Source organism: Lentzea guizhouensis (assembly GCF_001701025.1).
Lineage (GTDB): Bacteria > Actinomycetota > Actinomycetes > Mycobacteriales > Pseudonocardiaceae > Lentzea > Lentzea guizhouensis.
This window is the reverse complement of sequence record NZ_CP016793.1, coordinates 6,886,135-6,905,740: the sequence shown is the minus strand read 5'-3', so window position 1 is coordinate 6,905,740 and position 19,606 is coordinate 6,886,135. Positions and strand designations below refer to the sequence as shown.

General features: G+C 70.7%; 19 protein-coding genes. 8 read left to right on the top strand and 11 right to left on the bottom strand.

Translation table 11 applies throughout. The annotated features are described in order from the left end of the window. Positions 1-28: 28 nt before the first annotated feature. A complete protein-coding gene (locus BBK82_RS55880) occupies positions 29-1,042 on the bottom strand; it encodes an AAA family ATPase (RefSeq protein ID WP_065918552.1) in 1,014 nt (337 codons plus the stop codon). A 14-nt stretch (positions 1,043-1,056) separates the two neighbouring features. Continuing rightward, on the bottom strand, positions 1,057-1,758 hold the full coding sequence (locus tag BBK82_RS51940; RefSeq protein ID WP_170068007.1) for an AfsR/SARP family transcriptional regulator: 702 nt from the start codon (positions 1,756-1,758) through the stop codon (positions 1,057-1,059). Positions 1,759-1,814: 56 nt separating this feature from the next. Between BBK82_RS51940 and BBK82_RS33445 the strand changes: the two genes are divergently transcribed. Beyond that, a complete protein-coding gene (locus BBK82_RS33445) occupies positions 1,815-2,675 on the top strand; it encodes an alpha/beta fold hydrolase (RefSeq protein WP_065918550.1) in 861 nt (286 codons plus the stop codon). A gap of 62 nt (positions 2,676-2,737) precedes the next feature. Further along, positions 2,738-3,934, top strand: coding sequence for a serine/threonine-protein kinase (locus tag BBK82_RS33440; RefSeq protein ID WP_065918549.1), 1,197 nt, complete (start codon positions 2,738-2,740; stop codon positions 3,932-3,934). A gap of 2 nt (positions 3,935-3,936) precedes the next feature. On the opposite strand, the gene BBK82_RS33435 is transcribed toward BBK82_RS33440, so the two are convergent. Then, on the bottom strand, positions 3,937-5,184 hold the full coding sequence (locus BBK82_RS33435; protein ID WP_065918548.1) for an FAD-dependent monooxygenase: 1,248 nt from the start codon (positions 5,182-5,184) through the stop codon (positions 3,937-3,939). A 55-nt stretch (positions 5,185-5,239) separates the two neighbouring features. Between BBK82_RS33435 and BBK82_RS33430 the strand changes: the two genes are divergently transcribed. Both BBK82_RS33430 and BBK82_RS33425 read left to right on the top strand, forming a co-directional pair. Further along, the gene (locus BBK82_RS33430) at positions 5,240-5,830 is read left to right on the top strand and encodes a TetR/AcrR family transcriptional regulator C-terminal domain-containing protein (RefSeq protein WP_065918547.1); all 591 of its coding nucleotides are present in this window, start codon (positions 5,240-5,242) and stop codon (positions 5,828-5,830) included. Positions 5,831-5,885: 55 nt separating this feature from the next. Then, a complete protein-coding gene (locus BBK82_RS33425) occupies positions 5,886-6,236 on the top strand; it encodes an STAS domain-containing protein (RefSeq protein ID WP_065918546.1) in 351 nt (116 codons plus the stop codon). Between the two features lie 7 nt (positions 6,237-6,243). On the opposite strand, the gene BBK82_RS33420 is transcribed toward BBK82_RS33425, so the two are convergent. Together BBK82_RS33420 and BBK82_RS33415 are read right to left on the bottom strand one after the other, a co-directional pair. Then, entirely contained in the window at positions 6,244-7,272 is a 1,029-nt protein-coding gene (locus BBK82_RS33420) for a Ppx/GppA family phosphatase (protein ID WP_065918545.1), read from the bottom strand. Positions 7,273-7,348: 76 nt separating this feature from the next. After that, positions 7,349-7,903, bottom strand: coding sequence for a TetR/AcrR family transcriptional regulator (locus tag BBK82_RS33415; protein WP_065918544.1), 555 nt, complete (start codon positions 7,901-7,903; stop codon positions 7,349-7,351). 91 nt (positions 7,904-7,994) lie between these two features. Here BBK82_RS33415 and BBK82_RS33410 point away from each other — a divergent pair, with 91 nt between their 5' ends. The 3 genes from BBK82_RS33410 to BBK82_RS33400 all read left to right on the top strand — a co-directional run bounded on the left by BBK82_RS33410 (position 7,995) and on the right by BBK82_RS33400 (position 11,071). Beyond that, on the top strand, positions 7,995-8,858 hold the full coding sequence (locus BBK82_RS33410) for an MBL fold metallo-hydrolase (protein WP_065918543.1): 864 nt from the start codon (positions 7,995-7,997) through the stop codon (positions 8,856-8,858). Positions 8,859-9,180: 322 nt separating this feature from the next. After that, on the top strand, positions 9,181-10,134 hold the full coding sequence (locus BBK82_RS33405; protein WP_065918542.1) for a threonine ammonia-lyase: 954 nt from the start codon (positions 9,181-9,183) through the stop codon (positions 10,132-10,134). A 199-nt stretch (positions 10,135-10,333) separates the two neighbouring features. Further along, positions 10,334-11,071, top strand: coding sequence for a ribonuclease activity regulator RraA (locus BBK82_RS33400; protein WP_065918541.1), 738 nt, complete (start codon positions 10,334-10,336; stop codon positions 11,069-11,071). Between the two features lies 1 nt (position 11,072). On the opposite strand, the gene BBK82_RS33395 is transcribed toward BBK82_RS33400, so the two are convergent. The 4 genes from BBK82_RS33395 to BBK82_RS33380 all read right to left on the bottom strand — a co-directional run bounded on the left by BBK82_RS33395 (position 11,073) and on the right by BBK82_RS33380 (position 16,611). After that, a complete protein-coding gene (locus BBK82_RS33395) occupies positions 11,073-12,359 on the bottom strand; it encodes a mandelate racemase/muconate lactonizing enzyme family protein (RefSeq protein WP_065918540.1) in 1,287 nt (428 codons plus the stop codon). Next, positions 12,356-14,365 (bottom strand): ABC transporter permease, encoded by a 2,010-nt coding sequence (locus BBK82_RS33390; RefSeq protein ID WP_065918539.1) that lies wholly within the window; start codon positions 14,363-14,365, stop codon positions 12,356-12,358. Before BBK82_RS33390 ends, BBK82_RS33395 begins: the two co-directional genes overlap by 4 nt. Continuing rightward, the gene (locus BBK82_RS33385; protein ID WP_065918538.1) at positions 14,362-15,786 is read right to left on the bottom strand and encodes an extracellular solute-binding protein; all 1,425 of its coding nucleotides are present in this window, start codon (positions 15,784-15,786) and stop codon (positions 14,362-14,364) included. The genes BBK82_RS33390 and BBK82_RS33385 overlap by 4 nt, the downstream gene beginning before the upstream one ends. 141 nt (positions 15,787-15,927) lie before the next feature. Next, positions 15,928-16,611: a FadR/GntR family transcriptional regulator gene (locus BBK82_RS33380; RefSeq protein ID WP_237047704.1), complete on the bottom strand. Its 684-nt coding sequence runs from the start codon at positions 16,609-16,611 to the stop codon at positions 15,928-15,930. Between the two features lie 131 nt (positions 16,612-16,742). Here BBK82_RS33380 and BBK82_RS33375 point away from each other — a divergent pair, with 131 nt between their 5' ends. Further along, positions 16,743-17,900, top strand: coding sequence for a mandelate racemase/muconate lactonizing enzyme family protein (locus BBK82_RS33375; protein WP_065918536.1), 1,158 nt, complete (start codon positions 16,743-16,745; stop codon positions 17,898-17,900). Between the two features lie 60 nt (positions 17,901-17,960). Here the strand turns inward: BBK82_RS33375 and BBK82_RS33370 are convergent, their stop codons facing one another. Together BBK82_RS33370 and BBK82_RS33365 are read right to left on the bottom strand one after the other, a co-directional pair. Further along, complete coding sequence (locus BBK82_RS33370) at positions 17,961-18,374, bottom strand: DoxX family membrane protein (protein ID WP_065918535.1); 414 nt, start codon at positions 18,372-18,374, stop codon at positions 17,961-17,963. Between the two features lie 142 nt (positions 18,375-18,516). Continuing rightward, positions 18,517-19,527, bottom strand: a complete 1,011-nt coding sequence (locus BBK82_RS33365) for a toll/interleukin-1 receptor domain-containing protein (protein ID WP_065918534.1) — start codon at positions 19,525-19,527, stop codon at positions 18,517-18,519. Positions 19,528-19,606 lie beyond the last annotated feature (79 nt).

Here is a 19,606-nt window from a genome sequence, read left to right as displayed (position 1 = left end):
AACCGCACCGCCTCCCGCGGCGACCGCGTCACCTCCGCCGCCCGCCAGCCCGCACCGCCGCCTCCCGCGCACCCGGCCGCCAGGTAGTGGTGCGCCAGCAGCTCCACGTCCCCGGCCGCACCGACTCCAGCGCCGCCGCCGCGGCACCGTGCCAGCGAGCCCGCCGGGTCAGCGACAACTCCTCGTACAACGTGTCGCGCACCAGCACGTGCGTGAACCGCGCCGGCCCCGGCCCGACCTCCACCACGAACCCGGCCTCGATCGCCGCCTCCACCGCGTCCAGCACGTCGGAACCCGCCACCAGGCCGAGCAGCTCCACCTCCACGTCCCGGCCCAGCACCGCCGCCTGCTGCAGCACCGTCCGCACCTCGGCCGGCAACGCGCCCAACCGGTGCCGCACCACGTCCCGCACCCCGGCCGGCACCGCGCGGAGATCACCGCCCGCCGCGCTCAGCCGCGCGAGCTCCTTGACGTAGAACGGGTTCCCGCCGCTCCGCGCGAAGATCACGCGCACATCGGCCGCCCGAGCGATCGACCGCACCAGCGCGCCGACCGCCTCCTCCCCCAGCCCGCCCAGCTCCACCCGCACCGGCAGAGCACGGGCCACCGCCTCCGACGCCACCGGCACCCTCGACGTCACGACGACCAGCACCCGCCCGGACAGCCGCCGCGAGGTGAACGCCCCCAGCACCGCCAGCGTCTCCTCGTCGGCCTGGTGCAGGTCGTCCAGCACGACCACCACCGGCGCCGCCGCCTCCACAGTGGACACCACGGCCTGCCGCAGGCCGAAGCGGTCCTCCACGACCAGCTCGGCACCCAGCGCCTCGACCACCTGCTGCCAGGGCCACGCCACCGGCGCGTCCTCCGGGCACCGGGCCCACACCGTCCGCCAGCCACGCGCACCGAGCCCGGCGCTGAACTCCTCGGCCAGCGCCGTCTTGCCCACGCCCGCCTCGCCCGTGACCACCGCAATTCCCAGTCCGGCGGCGGGCACGGCGCTCTTCAGCACGGCCAGCTCGGCGGTCCGTCCGACCAGGCCCACCGCGGCGGCCGGGATCAGCCGGGGCGACTGGGCGAGGATGTCCGACTCCAGCGCCCGCAGCTCCGCCCCGGATCCACCCCGAGGTTCTCGGCCAGCGCACGCCGGGCCTCGCGCACCACCGCCAGCGCGTCGCCCTGCCGGCCCTCCCGGTACAGCGCCAGTGCCAGCAGGCTCCACACCTTCTCCCGCCACGGGAAGCCGGCCACGTGCGCCCGCAGGTCCGCCACCACCTCGGCCGTCCGACCGGCGGCGAGCGCCGCCTCGGCCCGGCGTTCGACCGCCACCAGCCGCAGCTCCTCCAGCCGGTCGATCTCGGCCCGCGCCCAGTGCTCGTCGGCGAACTCCGCGTAGGCCGGGCCCCGCCACAACGCCAGCGCGCGGTCCAGCACCGCCAGGTCGCCGCCCAGCATCTCCTCGAACCGCCACGCGTCCACGTCGGCCGCCCGCAGCACGTACCCGGCGCCCTCGGTGACCAGCAGCGACGACGGTGTCCGGGGTGGACGGTCGGGTTCCAGGGCCTTGCGCAGCGCGCCGACGAACGTCTGCACCGTGCCCACCGCGCCGTCCGGCGGGTCCTCCCACAGGTCGGCGACCAGGGTGCGCACCGGCACCACCCGCCGGCGCGCGACGAGCAGCCTGGCCAGCACCGCGCGTTGTTTCGGGCCGCCGAGCCGGGCTGATCCGGCGGTCAGCGGGCCGAGGACCCCGAAGCTCACCACCCGCTGAGCCCGGCACTGATCGGTTGCTGATCGGGCGCGCGCAAGCTCGACCCGTGAACTTCACCGACTTCGACCACCAGCGAATTCAGGTCTCCGACGGCGTCGAGCTGAACGTGGCCACCACCGGCAGCGGCAGCCCGGTCGTGCTGCTGCACGGCTTCCCGCAGACGCATCTGATGTGGCGGCACGTCGCCGCCGACCTGGCGGCCGACCACACCGTGATCATGCCCGACCTGCGCGGCTACGGCGACAGCGACAAGCCCGCCGACACCGGCCTCACCTATTCGAAGCGCACCATGGCCGCCGACGTCGTGGCGGTCGCGCGGGAGCTGGGCCACGAACGGTTCGCCCTGGCCGGGCACGACCGCGGCGCGCACGTCGCGTTCCGCGCGGGTCTCGACCACCCGGACCACGTGACGCACCTCGCCTCGCTCGACGTGCTGCCCACGCTGGACATGTGGGACGTGATGCGCGGGACGTCCGGCATCGTCGGTTTCCACCTGTTCCTGATGGCCCAGCCGCCCGGCCTGGCCGAGGAGCTGATCGGGGCGCGTCCCGACGCGTTCTTCGGACACTTCCTCGACATCTGGGGCGGGTCGTTCCCCGCCGAGGTCCGCGCGGAGTACCTGCGGGCCTCCCGCGAGGCCATCACGTCGATCGTCGCCGACTACCGGGCGATGGCGACGGTCGACGTGGAGCACGACACCGCCGACCGCGAGGCGGGCAACCTGCTCGAGATGCCGGTGACGGTGCTGCAGCAGGACTGGGGCGCGGCGCTCGGGTTCGACGCGCGGAAGCTGTGGCAGGCCTGGGCTTCCGACCTCGACCACCGCACTGTCTCCTGTGGACATTTCATGGCCGAGGAGGCACCGGACGTGGTCGCCGGCGCGCTCAGGGATCTGCTCGCGCGCTGAGGGTTGGTGATCGCCCGGAGCGGGAATACGGGTGGAAGCAGACCGCCGAGGGGAAGGCCGCCATGTCCGTGTCCGCGCAGGAGCGGTTGTCCGCACAGGAGCGGGTGCTCGCCGGACGGTACGAGCTGGCCGAACGGCTGGGCGCCGGCGGCATGGCCGAGGTGCACCGGGCGTGGGACCGCAGGCTGCACCGGCACGTCGCGGTCAAGCTCTTCCGCGCGGGCACCGACGCCACCGGCCCCCACCGGTTCGAGAACGAGGTCAAGACGCTCGCCGCGCTGTCGCACCCCGGCCTCGTGCAGGTGCACGACGCCGGAACCAGCGACGACACCCCGTTCGTCGTGTTGCAGATGGTCGAGGGGCGCACGCTCCTCGGCCGCATCGCGGACGGCCCGCTCTCCGTGGAGGAGATCCGCCGGATCGGCGCCCAGCTCGCCGACGCGCTCGCGTACGTGCACGAGCAGGGTGTTGTGCACCGGGACGTCAAACCGTCCAACATCCTGCTCGACCACGACGGCGTCGCCCACCTCGCCGACTTCGGTCTCGCCCAGCTGATCGGCGCCACCCGGCTGACCAGGCCCGACCAGCTGGTGGGCACCGCCGCCTACCTCGCTCCCGAGCAGGTGCGCGGCGACGAGATCACCTGCGCGGTCGACGTCTACGCCCTCGGCCTGGTGCTGCTCGAATGCCTCACCGGCCGGCGGGAGTACGAGGGCAGCGAGGTCGAGGCCGCGGTCGCCAGGCTGCACCGCCGCCCCGACATCCCGCGCGACCTGCCCCCGGACCTCAAGCGCCTGCTCAACCTGATGACCTCGCTCCCGGCCCGCCGCCGCCCGTCGGCCGCCGAGTGCGCCGCCGCGTTGCGGCACGTCCCGACCAGGACCGGCATGGCCCTGCCCGCGCACCGCCCGGTCAGGATGCTCGTGGCGGCCGGGGCGTTCGCGCTGGCGGCCACGGCCGGTGTGACGGCGGCGCTGAACGCCCAGTCGCCACCGGCCGAGTCGGCGCCACCGACGACCACGGCGCCGGGCACGTCGGCGCCGGAGATGCCGGCAACGCCCGTGGTCGCGTCGACTCCCCCACCGGCCAGCGCGACTCAGGTCGTGCCTGTTCAAGCCGTGCCTGTTCAGGTCGTGCCTGTTCAGGTCGTGCCTGTTCAGGCCCCACCGCAGGCCGGCCACGCGAAACCCGAGGGCAAGGGGTCCGACGGCAAGAAGGGCAAGAACGACAAGGGCAAGGGCGGCTCCGGCAAGGGCTGAGCTCAGGCCAGGTGCCCGTCCGGCCGCACCACCCCACCCGCGATCTCCACGTGCCCACCGCCGCGCAGCCGTTCGAACAGCCTCCCCCCGTCCGCCAGCCGCTGGTCAGGCACCCGCCTCCCGGTCGCGTACGCCACATCCAGCCCCGACAACCGCTCGGCCAGCTCACGCGACATGTCCGGCGCCGCCGCGATCAGCCCGCTCAGCAACGCCCGCAGCGCCTGACCCTCCGGCGTGTACCCCGTCATCAACGCCGTCTGCGCCCTCGTGTGCGCGAGCAGTGCGGCCCCGACCGGGTGGCGTTCGTCGTGGTAGCTGTCGAGCAACGTCTCGTCCGCCCGGCCCGTGACGACCGCGGCGAGCTTCCAGCCGAGGTTGTGGGCGTCCTGGATGCCGACGTTCATGCCGACGCCGCCGGTCGGGAAGTGCATGTGGGCCGCGTCGCCGGCCAGCAGCACGGTGCCCGCCCGGTACGCGGCGGCCTGCCGGGTGGCGTTGCCGAACCGCGAGAGCCACCTCGGGTCGCGCATCCCGAAGTCGGTGCCCGCGATGGCCTTCACGGTGGCGCGCAGCTCGTCGAGGGTGAGCTCGCCCGGCCACTCGGCCCGGTTGGTGGCCGGGTCGCCGCCCACGATCCGGTGCACGCCGCCGGGCAGCGGCACGACCATCAGGCCGCCGTCGATGCCGGTGACGCTGGCGAACCCGCGGGCAGGCGGGTCGTCCAGCACCACGTCGCCGAGCCAGCCCCAGGTCGTGGCGTCGGTACCGGGGAAGTCGATGCCCGCGGCCTCCCTGACCGTGCTCCTGGTCCCGTCACAGCCGACCACGTACCGCGCGACGACGACCTCGTCGCCGAGCAGCACGCCGTCGTCGGTCAGGCCCGTGACCCGGTGACCTCGCTTGATCACCGCCCCCAGTTCGCGGGCGCGTTGCTCCAGCAGCTCCTCGGTGCGGTCCTGCGGCAACGCCAGCGTGAACGGGAACGGCGTGTCCAGCACCGCGAAGTCCATCCGGTCCGGCAGCCCGCCGAAGTGCCCGTTCGGGATGCGGATGCCCTCGGCCAGGAACGGTTCCGCCACCCCACGGCAGTCGAACACCTCGATCGTGCGGGGGTGGATCGTGAGCGCCTTCGAGTTCACGTCCCGCTCCCGCCGCGCTTCCACCACGGTGACCGAGGCCCCGCCCAGCCGCAGCTCCCCCGCGAGCCACAGCCCGGTCGGCCCGGCACCCACCACCACGACGTCCTGCATCGGCCCACTCCTTCTTGGTCACTGACCAACAACTAGCTTCGAGTAGACTAGGTCAGTGACCAAGAGTCAAGCGGACGTGGTGCGGACGGCGCTCGAGATCCTCGACGAGCGCGGCGTCGGCGCGGTCTCGCTGCGGGCCATCGCGCAGCGGCTCGACGTGCGGATGAACACCGTGCTGTGGCACGTCAAGACCAAGGCGCGCCTGGAGGAGCTGATGGCCGACGCGATCGTCGCCGAGGTGTCGCTCACCGGCCTGCCGGACGACTGGCGGGAACGGGTCGTGGAGATCGCGCGCCGGTACCGCGGGGCGCTGCTGGCCCACCGCGACGGAGCCGTCGTGGTGGCCGGCACCTACGCCGCCGAGCCGGCCACTTTGGACGTTGCCGAGGCGGTCGTGGCGGCGCTGCTGGAAGGCGGGTTGTCCGAGCGCGACGCCGCATGGACGCTCTGGGACGTCGTCTACTTCGTCCTCGGCCTGACCCAGGAGGAGCAGGCGCTGCCCGGCCGGTCGGCGGACGGGCTCGTGGTGGGCGAACGGCCCGCGTTGCGGCGGGTGCTGCCGGTCCTGACCGAGGAGTCGTTCGACGAGCGGTTCGAGTTCGGCCTCGCGAAGCTCGTGCCGCCGTCCGGCCACCGACGGCCGTGAGTGATCGACAACCGCCGCCCGGCCTGTCAGGCTGGGACGGAACCGCCGAGAGGGAGTGACACCACTGGAAGCCACGACGGAACTGCGGGACAACGCGGTGATCCTCCGGGTCACCGGCGAGGTCGACTCCTACACCGCACCGCTCCTGCACGAGCACCTGGACGCGGCGTTCGCGCAGGCGGCACAGCGCCGGCTCGTGGTCGTCCTGGACACCACGGGCATCTCGTTCATGGCCTCGTCGGGTCTGTCCGTGCTGGTCGAGTACCACCAGCGCGGCGAGAGCAAGGGCACCCCGCTGCGGATCGTGGCGCCGGCCGGGAACGTGCTGAGGGCCCTGCGCGCGACCACGTTGAACGAGATGCTGGAGCTGCACGTCAGCGTGGCGGAGGCGCTGGCGGGCCGCTGAGGCGCCGTCAGTCCTGGGCGCCCCGCGGCTCCCCGCGCAGCGGTGTGACGGTCGAGTCCGCGTTCTCCGGCAACCGGACCAGCGGCTGCAGCGGCAGCGAGACCTTCGAGTCCACCATCGCCGCGAGGTGCTGCAGCATGATCCCCTCGCGCAGCGCCCACGGGCAGATCCGCACCTGCTCGATGCCCAGCGCGGACATCGTGGCGTGCGCGACCACCGCACCGGCCAGGATCTGCCGCGCTCGCGAGCGGGAGACACCGGGCAGCCGGCAGCGCTGCTTGGCCGAGAGCTGGGCCAGCTTCGGGATCCACGTCCTGAGGTCACGCAGGTCGAGCGTGCGGTGGACGAACGGCCCTTCCCGCTGCGACGGCGCTCCCGCCAGCCGAGCCAGCTGCTTGAACGTCTTGGACGTGGCCACGGCGTGCTGGGGATCGCTCTCCCACCGCAGCCGGTCGACCACCTCGGCGAGGGCGTCGTGGACGTGGTCCCGCAGCGCCTTGACCTGGCCGCGCCGCGGCGGGTCGTGGTGCAGGAAGGCTCGCGTCAGCCGGCCGGCACCCACCGGCAGCGACAGCGCGAGCTCCGGTTCGGCGTCGCGGCCCAGGGCGATCTCCATCGACCCGCCGCCGATGTCGAGCAGCAGCAACCGCCCCGACGACCAGCCGTACCACCGGTGGGCCGCGACGTAGGTGAGCCGCGCCTCCTCCTGCCCGGACAGGTACTGCGGCCGGATCCCGGCCACCCGCTCGATCTCGTCGATGATCTCCTCGCGGTTGGTGGCGTCCCGGATGGCGGAGGTGACGAACGTGTACAGCTGGTCGACCCCGTGCCGGTAGGCCGCCGCGACGGCGTCCTTGACCGCGCGCACGGCCCGGTCGACGCCGGCCTCGTTCAAGGTGCCGTCGGGCTCGATCGACTCGCCGAGCAGGGTCGGTTCCTTGACGCAGTGCGCAGGCAACGGCGGCGCACCTGCCCGGACGTCGACGACCTGCAGCTGCGCGGAGTTCGAGCCGATGTCCAACACGCCCAGACGCATGCAGTGGCCCTACCCCGCCACCGGCGCACCAAACTGCACACGGGGCGCAATGATCACATCGAACGATCCACAGTGGTCAGTTCCCCAGGAGGTCGTCGACCAGGCCTTCGGCGTATCCGGGGGCGAGCGGTCCGGGACGGCACAGAACCCGGTAGACGATCGGCGCGACCACCCGGTCGAGCACGGTCTCCGTGCCGACGGTCCGTTCGCCGCGTTCGGCCGCCCGGCGCAGGATGACGTCGATCTGGTCGGCCGCGTAGTCGGAGCACCTCATGGCGTTCCCGGCCGGATCACCGACGAGGGCGTCGCGGAGGTAGGCGCGCCCTGGCGCGGACGACATCTCGTCGAGGAACTGCTCGGCCCACGTCCGCAGGTCGGCCAGGAGACTGCCCCGGTCGTCGGGAGGGGAGTCCGGCCGGAGCCGTTCGACCGCGATGTCCGACAGCAGCGCCTGCAGGTCGCCCCACCGGCGATAGATGGTCGACGGCGTGACGCCGGCCCTGGCCGCGACCAGGGGCACCGTCAGCTTCTCCCGCCCCAGCTCGGCGTCCAGCTCCCGCACGGCCGCGTGCACCGCCTCCTGCACGCGGGCGCTCCGGCCGCCAGGACGCGATGTCGTCTTCCGGTCCACTCCCTCAGCTTAAGGCAAAGATGTTGCGTTAGCGGTCGAGTCGACATTACGGTGCACCAAACGCAAAGAATTAGCCTTAAGGAGGCTAACGATGGTCACCTGGACCGTCGGGACCCTGACCGTGCACCGGATCGACGAGGCGCTCGCACCTCCCGAGACCGGCCCCTGGCTGCTCCCGGAAGCGACGCCCGAGCTCGTGCACCGCCACCCCTGGCTGAAACCCGACTTCGCCGCAGATGATGGAACGCTGCGGCTCGCCACCCACAGCTTCGTCGTCGTCGGCAACGGACTGCGGATCGTGGTCGACACGGGCATCGGCAACGGCAAGACGCGCGCGAACGCCGCGTGGCACGACCTCCGCACCGGATACCACGACCGGCTCGTGGACGCCGGGATCGGGCCCGACACAGTGGACCTCGTTCTGCTCACCCACCTGCACACCGACCACGTCGGCTGGAACACGCATGTGGTGGACGGCCAGTGGGTCCCCCTTTTCACGAACGCGCGCTATGTGACGTCGAAGCTCGAACGCGAGTTCTGGGCCGACCAGACCATGGAAGAGCCGCGGCTGCAGATGTTCCGCGACTCCGTGCACCCCGTCGAGGACGCCGGCCTGCTGGACCTGGTCGAGGTCGGCAGGAACGGCGTCGAGGTGGCCGAGGGCGTGCGACTCGTCCCGACTCCCGGCCACACCCCTGGCCACGTGGCGGTCGAGCTGACCAGCGCCGGCCAGACCGCCCTGATCACCGGCGACTGCCTGCACCACCCGGTCCAGATCGCGAGCCCCGACGTGACCAGCTGCGCCGACGTCGACCCCGGACAGGCCAGGGCGACCCGGCACGCATTGCTGGAGTCGCTCGCGAACACCGAGACCCTCCTGCTGGGCACGCACTTCCCGCCACCGACGGCGGGCCGGGTCGTCCGCGACCCGGACGGCGCCCGCCTGGTCTTCTGACTCAGGCATGCTCCCCGGATGCCGGAGGACCTCCCGCTCACCGATCACCAGCGCGACCTGCGGGCGAGGTTCCTGGCTGCGCCAACGGTTCCGGCTCCGCGGCGAGCGCCTGGCCCGCGACCGCGAGCCCTGCTCGGGGTGGCCGGACGACGAAGACCTGACGTGCCAGGGGATCGGACCGATCGCGGGCCGATGGCGGAACTGGCCGATGGCGGGACTGGCCGGCGGCGGTCTGCACACCGGCACCGAGGGGTGGTGGCGACGAGCAGCGACATCACCTTGTGGACCAGGGCCTGACCGGGACCGTCGCTACGATCACGGCGTGCTCAAGACGCGGCTCGATCTCGACCGGATCCACGCGGCCCGCCGCCACATCGACCCCGTCTACCTGAACACCCCGCTGTACCGGTGCGACGCGTTGGGACGCCGGCTCGGCTGCACCGTCAGCATCAAGCTGGAGACGGCGAACCCGGTGCGCAGCTTCAAAGGCCGCGGCACCGAGCTCGTCACCGGTCTGCTGGCCGCGCAGGGCCGCACCGCCGTCGTGTGCGCCAGCGCCGGCAACCTGGGTCAGGCCCTCGCCTGGTCAGGTGGCCGGCGCGGTCTCGACGTGACGGTCGTGGCGTCGGTGCGGGCGCCCGTGGCGAAGCTCGACCGGATCCGCGCGCTGGGCGCCGAACTGGAGCTGGTGGACGGCGACATCGAGATGGCACGCGAGCGGGCGGTGCGCATCGCGGGCGAACGCGGTATCCGGTTGCTTGAGGACAGTTTGGACATCGAGACGTGTGAAGGTGCCGCGACGATCGGCCTTGAGCTGGTGGACGCGGAGTTCGACACCGTGTTGATCGCGTTGGGCGGTGGCGCGCTGGCAACCGGTGTGGGTCACGTCCTGAAGAGCTCGGGGCACGCGGCCGAGGTGATCTGCGTGCAGCCCGCGGGTGCGCCGGCGTTGACCCGGTCGTGGCACGAACGCCGGGTCGTCACCACGGAGTCCACCGACACCATCGCCGACGGTGTGGCCGGCCGGTTCCCCGTCCCGGAGGTCCTGGACGACCTCCTCGCGGTGGCCGACGACGCCGTCCTGGTGCAGGAGTCGTCGATCACCGCCGGCATGCGGCTGTTGTTGGAGCACACGGGTTTGGTCGTCGAACCTTCGGCCGCGCTCGGCGTCGCGGCCGTGCTGGAGGACCCGGAGCGGTTCGCCGGGCGGCACGTCGTCACGGTGGTCTGCGGCAGCAACGCCGACCTCGACGCCTACCTCCGATGGGTTCGCTGACAACGCTTTCCCGACTAGTGCGGTGACCACGAACCTCCGCCGCGTTTCGCTGCGGTCAGACGGGTGCCTCGTGGGACCGGCCCCGCGAGGTGCCCTACTGAGCGTCGGGAAACACGGTGAAGATGGTGGTCACCGCGCTAGGCTCGGACCCGAACTCTCCGACAGCTGCGGTCAGCACGGATCCGAGGGAGCCACCGACGTGGTCGAGACGCACGACATCGTTCGCCCGCCTGCCGAGCTCAGCGCGGGCCTCGCGGCCATTGGCAGTGCGACGGCCAGCGCCGAGCTCAGCAGGATGGGCATCCGCAGCGCTTTCATCCGCGGCCCGGTCTCGTGGACGCCCGGCGTGCGCGTCGCGGGACCGGCGTTGACGTTGCAGTTCATGCCGAAGCGCGAGGACCTCTACCCCGTCGACGAGTACGAGGAGCCGGAGAAGCAGTTGCACCGGCACGTCATGTACCACGCCCAGGCCGGCGACATGATCGTCGTCGACGCGCGCGGTGACATGGGCAGCGGTGTGTTCGGCGAGATGATGCTGACCTACTTCAAGGGTCGCGGCGGTGCCGGTGTGGTGATCGACGGGTGTCTGCGCGACACCGGTGAGGCCAGGAAGCTCGGGCTGGGGCTGTGGATCCGTGGTGCCACACCGAATTACCACGCTCAAACCGACATCGTGCCGACCGCCGTCAACGTGCCGGTGGCGTGCGGTGGCACGATCGTGGAGCCGGGCGACATCGTCGTCGCCGACGACGACGGGGCGGTCGTGGTGCCGGTCAAGCTCGCGCCCGCCGTGCTGGCTGTCGCTCAGGAACACGCGGAGTGGGAGGAGTTCTCCCGGATCCGGCTGTCCGAGGGCGGTGATCTGCGGCGGTACTACCCGCTGTCGGACGAGGCCAGGCCCGAGTACGAACAGTGGCGTGCCGAGCAGGGGCGCTGACTCAGCTCCACAGCCGGTCGTGGCTCGACTCGCGGTCCCAGTGCGTGGTCTCGGCGAAGAACACCGGGTCGTGCGGGTCGAGCAGGCGGCTGACCAGATCCTCGTTGATGGCACCGAAACCGAGTCCCGGTGTGTCCGGCACGGTGATGTGGCCGTCCTGGATGAGCGGGCGGGGCAGGTCGGTGACGAGGTCGCTCCAGAACTCCACATCGGCCGCGTGGTGTTCGAGTGCCAGGAAGTTCTCCGTGGCAGCGGCCAGGTGCACGGACGCCATCGTCGCGATCGGGGACGCGGCCAGGTGCAGTGCCATCGGAATCCCGCGTTCCTGCGCGTAGTCGCCGATCCGCTTGGTCTCCGCGATCCCGCCCGCTGTCGCCGGGTCGGGGTGCACGACGCGGATGGCGCCGGCGTCGAGCAGCGGCCGGAAGCCGTCCAGCAGGTAGATGTCCTCCCCCGTGCAGGTCGGGACGGCGACGGCCTCGGTGAGCTGGCGCCACTGGTCGGTCAGCTGCCACGGGATCAGGTCCTCGATCCACGCCAGGGTGAACGGCTCCAGCGCGCGGCCGATCCGGATGCAGGAGTCCAGGGCGATGTGGCCGAAGTGGTCGGCGGCGAGCGCGACGTCGTAGCCGACCACCGACCGAACTGTGTCCACATAGGACGCCAGGTGCTCGATGCCCTTCGCGGTGACCTGGATCCCGGTGAACGGGTGCATCGTCGTCGAGTCCGCGCGGGCACCCGCAGGTGCGATCAGCGCCCCCGGCACGTCCCACAGCAGGTCGACGCCCACGTCCATCTTCAGCATCGTGAACCCGCGCCGCTTGCGCTCCAGCAGCCGGGCGCCCATCTCGTGCGGGTCCGGCAACGACGGGGTGTCCGCGTAGCAGCGGACCTCGTCGCGGAACCGGCCCCCGGCCAACGCGTGCGCGGGCACCCCGTAGGCCTTGCCGGCGAGGTCCACCAGCGCCATCTCGACGCCGGAGACCCCGCCGCCCTGCCGGCCGTGGTGCCCGAACTGCTTGATCTTGCGGAAGATCCTGTCGACGTTGCACGGGTTCTCGCCGACGAGCCTGCTCTTCAGCACCAGCGCGTAGGTGGCGCTGGCCTGGTCACGCACCTCCCCGTAGCCGGCCAGGCCCTGGTTGGTGTCGATCCTGATGATCGACGAGCGGAACGGCACCCCGGCCACGTTGGCCACCCGCAGGTCGGTGATGCGCAGGTCGCTCGGCCGCGACGCCGTCGGGACGTGCTCCTCCGTGACCGCCGGGAGGTCGCCGTGCGAGCTCATCCCTTCACCGCCCCCGCTGTCAGGCCCTCGGTCAGGAACCGCTGCCCGAACGCGTACATGACCACGACCGGGATGCTGATCAGCAACGAGGCCGCGGCCAGCTGCCCCTGCGGCACGACGTCGCCGAAGATCATCGACTGCATGCCGACGGGCAGCGTCTTGTAGTCGTCCTTGGTGATGAACACGAACGCGAACAGGAACTCGTTCCACGCGTTGGTGAGCGTGAACAGCGCGACCGCGAGCAGGCCCGGTTTGGCCAGCGGCAGCACGATCCGCAGGAACGCGCCGAACCGCGTGCAGCCGTCGACCAGCGCGGCCTCCTCGAGGTCGGCCGGGATCGACTTGAAGTAGCCGACGAGCAGCCAGGTCGCGAACGGCAGCGTGAACGTCGGGTAGGCGAGCACCAGCGCCCACAACGAGTCGTTGAGCCCGATGCCGCTCATCATCTGGTACAGCGGGATGAACAGCAGCGCACCCGGCATCACGTAGGTGAGCAGGATCGTCACCGTGAAGCTCTCCGAACCGCGGAACTTCAGCCGTGCCAGCGCATAGCCGGCCAGCGCCGCGCAGACCAGGGCGATCACCGTGGACGCCACCGACACCAGGAGCGTGTTGAGGTACCAGGTGCCGAACGCCCTGCCGTTGAACAGGTTGGTGAACTGCTCGGTGGTCCACGGCGTCGGCCACAGGTCGTCGGTGCGCGCGACGATCTGGTTGTCGGACTTGAAGGCCGTGACCGTCATCCAGTAGAGCGGGGCGAGCACGAAGGCGAGCAGACCGATGAGCGCGATCCCCGAGCCGGTGCCGCTGACCAGGCGAGCGGCCAGCTGGTTGCCCCGTGCGGCGAGCACGGAGACGACCCGTCCGACGGCCGCCGCGAGCACGACGAACACGCCGAGCACGAGCGCCGCCTTCCACACGATGTGCGGCGAGGCCCAGACCAGCACGAGCGTCGAGACCGCCACGACCACCCACGGCAGCGCCCGGCGCTGGGCCGGGGTGAGCCGCCGGCGGCCCAGGTCGCCCGCACCGGGCAGGTCGCTGCGCCGCATGACCCGCACGAGGACGACCACGAGGATGGCGACGACGGGCAGCATCACCAGCGTGACCGCGGCGCCCGCGCCCAGCTGCAGCTGCTGGATGGCCTTGGAGTAGGCCACCATCACGTACGGGGCGGTGGCGTCGCCCGGCCCGCCCTGGGTCATCAGCCAGATCAGGTCGAAGTTGTTGAACGTCCAGATCGACGACAGCAGCACGGTCACGATCATGATGTGCCGCAGGCCGGGCAACGTGATGTGCACGAAGCGCTGCCACGCCGACGCACCGTCCACAACGGCCGCTTCATACAGTCCGCTGTCGATCGCCTTGAGCCCGGCCAGGAACGTCACCGTGAAGAACGGGATGCCCTTCCAGACGTTGACCAGGATGACCGCCGGCATCGCGAGCGCGGGGTCGGACAGCCACTCCGCGGGCCAGCGGTCGACGAGCCCGATCGCGGCCAGCGCCGGCCCGATGCCGGAGTCGGTGAGCAGGACGTTGACGCTGCCGAAGATCGGGTCGAACAGCGACCGCCAGGTGAAGGCCGTGACGACGGTCGGCACCACCCACGGCAGCAGGATGATCCCGGCGACGACCGCCCGGCCGCGGCGCATGTGGTGCAGCATCAACGCGGCGATGAGGCCGAGGACGACCTTGAAGATCTCGGCGTACGCGGTGAAGACGAACGAGTTGAGCACGCCCGTGTGGAACACGGTGTCGCCGACGAGGTCGGTGTAGTTGTCCAGCCCGACGAAGACCGTCTCGGCGCCGTGGCGTTCCGTGGTGCTGGTGAAGACCGAGCTGACGATCGGGAACAGGATCAGGCCGCTGACTAGCACCAGCGTCGGCCCGATGAACACCGCCGCGAGGCGCCAGTCGCGCCCGAGCAGCCGCTGCGAGGTGGTGAGCGACGACGTCCCGCGCGGCGCCGGGGGAACCGGCGCCGGCCGCGTGCGCAGGACGGTCACTGCTTGTACCCCTGCTGCTCGAACACCTGGACCATGCGGGCGTGCGTCGCGGCGACCGCGTCGGCCGGTGTGGTGCCCTGGATGACCGACTGCATCATGTCGGTCAGCAGGTAGGCGGCGGTGGCGGCCTGCTCGCCGGGGCTCGGGGCCTGCGGGAACGAGAAGCCGGTCTTCGTGGTCAGCGGGAGCTTCGTGCGGGTCTGCTCGCGCAGTGCCGTGAACGCCGGGTCACCGCTGGTGTAGTACGGGTCGGAGTCCCACACCTTCTCCCAGGCGGGGTTGACCAGGCAGGGCGCTCCCTTCGCGACACCGAGCAGCGCGGTGCCGCTGACCATGAACTTCGCCACCAGCTTGGCCAGGTCGGCGTTCTTCGCGCCTTTGAACACGACGAAGGAGTTGGACTGGCCGTACGCGAGCGGTGTGTCGATCGCCGGTCCGGTGGCGCCGTTGAACGGGTGCGTGTTGCCGTAGACCGGGTTGTTCTTGGTCTTGGAGTCGGCGTAGACGCTGTACTGGTTAAGCGTGAGACCGAGGATCTGGGCCAGCCAGTTCTCGTTGTTGCTGGAGTCGGTCCAGCTCCCGATGCCGGGCGGCAGCATCGGCGCGTACTTCGGTTTCGTGTAGATGTCGCCGATGAACGTGACGGCGTCGACGGTCTCCGGCGAGTTGAAGACGACCTTCGTGCCGGTGTTGTCCGCGATCGCCCCGCCGTAGCAGTTGATGACGTTCGCGATGAACCCGTTGGCGTCGCCGGAGCGGTTCACCGTGAGGCCCCAGCCGAAGCGCCGCTTCGCCGGGTCGGAGACCTCCAGGGCGTTGTCGCGCAGCTCTTCCCACGTGTAGTGGGGTTTGAGCGGCAGGCCCTTCTCCTCGTACCAGTCCTTGCGCAGGTACATCCCGGTGCCGATGAAGTGGTACGGGATCGCGAACCAGCGGCCGCCGAACACGCAGTAGTTGGCCGCCTCCGTCGCGGGCTCCCCGTAGAGCTTGCGCATCTCCTCGACCACGTCGGTGACGTCGGTGAGGGTGCCCAGGTTGTGCAGCTGGCCGACGAACCGCAGGTCGCTCACGAAGGCCAGGTCGCGCGCGGTGCCGGCCTTCACCTCGGCCTCCATCTTCGCGACCATGTCACCCGCGTCGCCGGAGACCAGGTCGTTGCGCACCGTGGTGCCGGTGGCCTGTGCGAACACCTGCAGCGACCGGTCGAGGGCCTGGTTGGCGGCCTCCGCGTAGAGCTTCTGCGAGAGCATCCCCACCGAGCCGCCGCGCAGCCCGGAGGCCTGGTCGAGCAGGGCCTGGGGCACTTGGACGTCCACCTGCGGCGCGGGTGCGGGACCTCCTCCGCACCCGGCGAGACCGAGCACGCCCAGCGCGCTCATCCCGAGGAAGGTGCGCCTGGATAAGTCAGCTTTCTCTTCCATGACAACTCCTCTCACGTCCGGGCGAGCGGACGCGTACCGACGGGGCGACGTTGCAACCGGCGGGACAGCGGGGCGGACCGCGCTGCCGGGTCGTTCATGCGGCGAAGAACGCCGAACTGCTGATGTCTCGTTCGTGCCGGGCTAGCGGCGGGTGGCCCGCCTGGTCTGCTTCTCCTTCTCCGCGAGGAGGGTGGAGTTGTTGGCCAGGTGCTTGCGCATCGCCTCGCGCGCCCGTGCCGGGTCGCGCGCCACGAGCGCCTCGTAGATCTCCGTGTGGTCGGCGGTGGCCTTGCGGAGCGCGGCCGGTGCCTCGTTGGTGATGCGCCTGCTGGCCGTGCCCAGCCAGCGGGCGGAGTACATGATCCGGTCGAGGATGCGGTTGTCGGCCGCCCGGCAGATCTCCATGTGGAACTCGTGGTCGACCTCGAGGTAGGCGTTGGGGTCGGTCTCCAACGCCGCCATGCGGTCGAGCTCGTCCCTGAGCCGGCCCAGCGTCTCCTCGGTGACGCCGGCCGCGGCCATCGCGGCGAGCTCCGGTTCGAGCAGCCAGCGCATCTGGTGCAGCTCCTGCAGCAGCTCGCCGACGATCTCCCCCGGCAGCCACTCGATCAGCAACGGGTTCAGGTAGTCCCACTCCGCGCGGGGGCGCACGACGACCCGGCGGCCCTGCGCGACGTCCACGATGTCGAGCGAGGCGAGGATCTTGAGCGTCTCCCGCGCCACCACCCTGGACACGCCGAACTCGCGGGAGATGTCGAGCTCCGACGGGGCCCGGCCGTCCTCGACCTCGCCGCTGACGATCCGCCGGGTCAGGTGTGCGGCCACCTGCACCGGGAGAGTCCGGACCTTGACAGGCTCCGGAGACTCTTGTCCCCTTTGCATGTCATCAGCTTATCGGACAAGTTGGAGCTCGCGACAGTCCGTCTCATTTGAACGACCCAGCGGCGGGAGAACGAATGCGGATCGTGAACGTCACGACGGCGGTGGTGGCCTACCACGGCGAGGCCACCCTGGTGCGGATCGACACCGACGAGGGCCTCAGCGGGTTCGGCGAGGCCAACCCCGACGCCGGCGCGGGTGCCGTCGTCGGAATGATCAACTCGCTGACGCCCCTGCTGCTCGGCGAGGACCCGCGCAACGTCGAGCGGTGCTGGGAGAAGCTGCGCCGCGCCAAGGTCTTCGCCGGCCCCCAGGGCGGGGTGTTCGTGATCGCCCTGTCCGGGATCGAGCTCGCGCTGTGGGATCTCGCGGGCAAGGCCGCGGGCCAGCCGGTCTACCGGATGCTCGGCGGGAAGTTCCGCGACCGGATCCGGCTCTACGCCGACTGCGGCGACGGCGACGACCCCGCGGGCTCGGTCGCCGGGTGCGTCGACCGGGCCCAGCGGATGGTCGCCGAGGGCTTCACCGCCATCAAGTTCGACATCGACAACCTGTACCACCCCGCCAAGTTCGACACGTTCAACCACACCGTCAACGCCGCCGAGCTGCGCTCGATGGTCGACCGGGTGGCCGCCATCCGCGAGGCGATCGGCCCGGAGGTCGACCTGGCAATCGACCTGCACGCCCGCTACGACGTGCCGAGCGCGTGCCGGATCTCCTGGGCGCTCGAGCCGTTCGACCTGATGTGGCTGGAGGAACCGCTGCCGGCGGAGAACGTCGACGCGCTGGTCCGGGTCCGCGCGCAGACCCGGACCCCGATCTGCGCGGGCGAGAACCTCTACCTGCGCTGGGGTTTCCGCGAGCTGCTCGAACGCGGCGCGGTGGACTTCATCGAGCCGGACGTGCCGAAGTGCGGCGGCCTCGCCGAGGCCAAGAAGATCGCCAACCTCGCCGAGCTGCACTACATCCCGTTCGCACCGCACCTGGTCTCGACTCCGCTGGGCACGATGGCCACCTCCCACCAGTGCGCGTCGATCCCCAACTTCCACGTCCAGGAGTGGCACGCCCTCGACGAGCGCGCGGTGTGGGACAGCTACGTCCACGCGCCCGACGGGAGCGGCTCGATCGTGAAGGACGGCTACATCACGCTGCCCGACACCCCGGGCATCGGCGTGGAGCTCGACATGGACGGCGTCCGGGCGCACGCGGTGGAGGGCTACGGCGTGTTCGAGTAGCCCGCACCCGTCCGACAGGAGCCGGGGCCGTGGCATCCCCTCAGCACCACGGCCCCGGTCTCAGGCGGCCACCTGCGCTTGGGTGGGCCGCAGCATCGGCACGAACGCGTGCCGGTAGACCCACGCGAGGTAGACCTCGCCCACCGCCAGCACCACCGCGATCACCGCACCACTCGGCTCCAGCAGCACGTGGAACCCGAAGATCCCGACCACCAGCGGAGCGAGCAACGCCAACGCCAGCGGCGCGAACCTGTTGACCACCAACATGATCCCGGCCACCAGCTCCACGACCTTGACGACCGGCATGATGAACCCGCTCTCCCCGAGCGCCGTGGCGAACGCGAGCGCCTCGACCGACATGCCGTCGGTGGACTGCGAACCGATGCCGAACAGCCCGGTGAAACCCGAGAAGGCGAACAGCGCACCGAACAGGATGCGCACGACAACGTTGAGGTACTTGAAGGTCTTCGTCATGCGAACCATCCTGGAACCTCCAGTTTTGTGGAGGTAAAGGCTGTTCGCCGAGCGCTGAACGGGTGTCGGCGCGACCTGCCGGAGTGCTAGTGGGCGCCGAACCCGCAGGGCCCGTGCCGGATTTGGGCAGAACTGCTCGTGATCAGCCGGTGGCCAGCTCGGTGAGAACAGCGGCGAGTTTCTCCGGACCACCAGGCATCCCCGAAGCACGCAGCAGGAACTCCCGCCCACCTGTGTTCACCCTGATCCCTCGGCGGGGTCCGTTCGTCCGCGGGTACGCCCAGTACTTGGCACCGGAGAACGCGTACTCCCCCAGCTCGTCGTACCTCACCGAAAGACTGGAGACGGAGTTCTCACCCCGGAGGTAAACGGCACGGTAGTAGAAGCTGCGATCCGTGAACATCGCATAGTATTCGCGACCTGGGTTCCACAACCTCGAAACGATCTTCGCAACCGAGGTGTCGAGAATGGCGAGGACCTTTTCGCCCGATTCCAGCGGGGGAAGCCGGTACAGACGAAGTCGATCTCTGGCGAACTCGTCCAGGTAAACCGAATCAACGCCGTCGTACGTCGATCGGAGGATCCGCCGCACTTCCTCGACACGACTGCCTGCCGTCGCGGGGCGCGACGGCTCGTCTTCCGCGGATGACCCGGGCTGATCCGCTTCGACCGCGGCCGCCACGTCGGTCGAGTCGATTCGCTTGTCGCGCATGAGGTGGCCGATGGTGGCGACCAGGCCGGCCAACTGGACCGGGTAGTCCTGCCCGAAGAGATCAGAGTGGTTCAGATCCCCCAGCGCACGACCGGCACCGAGGTCCCAGTGCGGCACCTCGCCGGCGTCGAACCGAACCGGGATCAGCCAGGTACGACCGGGAGGCATCTGCCGGAACTCCTCGACCGCGAGGGTGAGCTCCTCGTTCATGTAGGACTTCTCCTTGGCTCTCGAGTTGCTGGAGAAACAAGCCAGGAAGACGATTGAGCCCGTTCTGACCGCCTCCCGGATCTTGACCTTCCACGCATCGCCCGGACCGAGGGCCGTCCGATCTCGCCACACGGGGATCCGAGCCGCCTCCAGGGCCGCGCACAGCCGGTCGACCGCCTCCGAGTCCTCCCGCACGTAGGAGATGAAGACACGCCTACCGCGCTCACTCATGATCCGGATGATAGATCGCAGCAGTCCGGTACCTCGAAGCTCTGCGGCAAGCGGGATTAGGCCGTTCGGGTTACCTTCT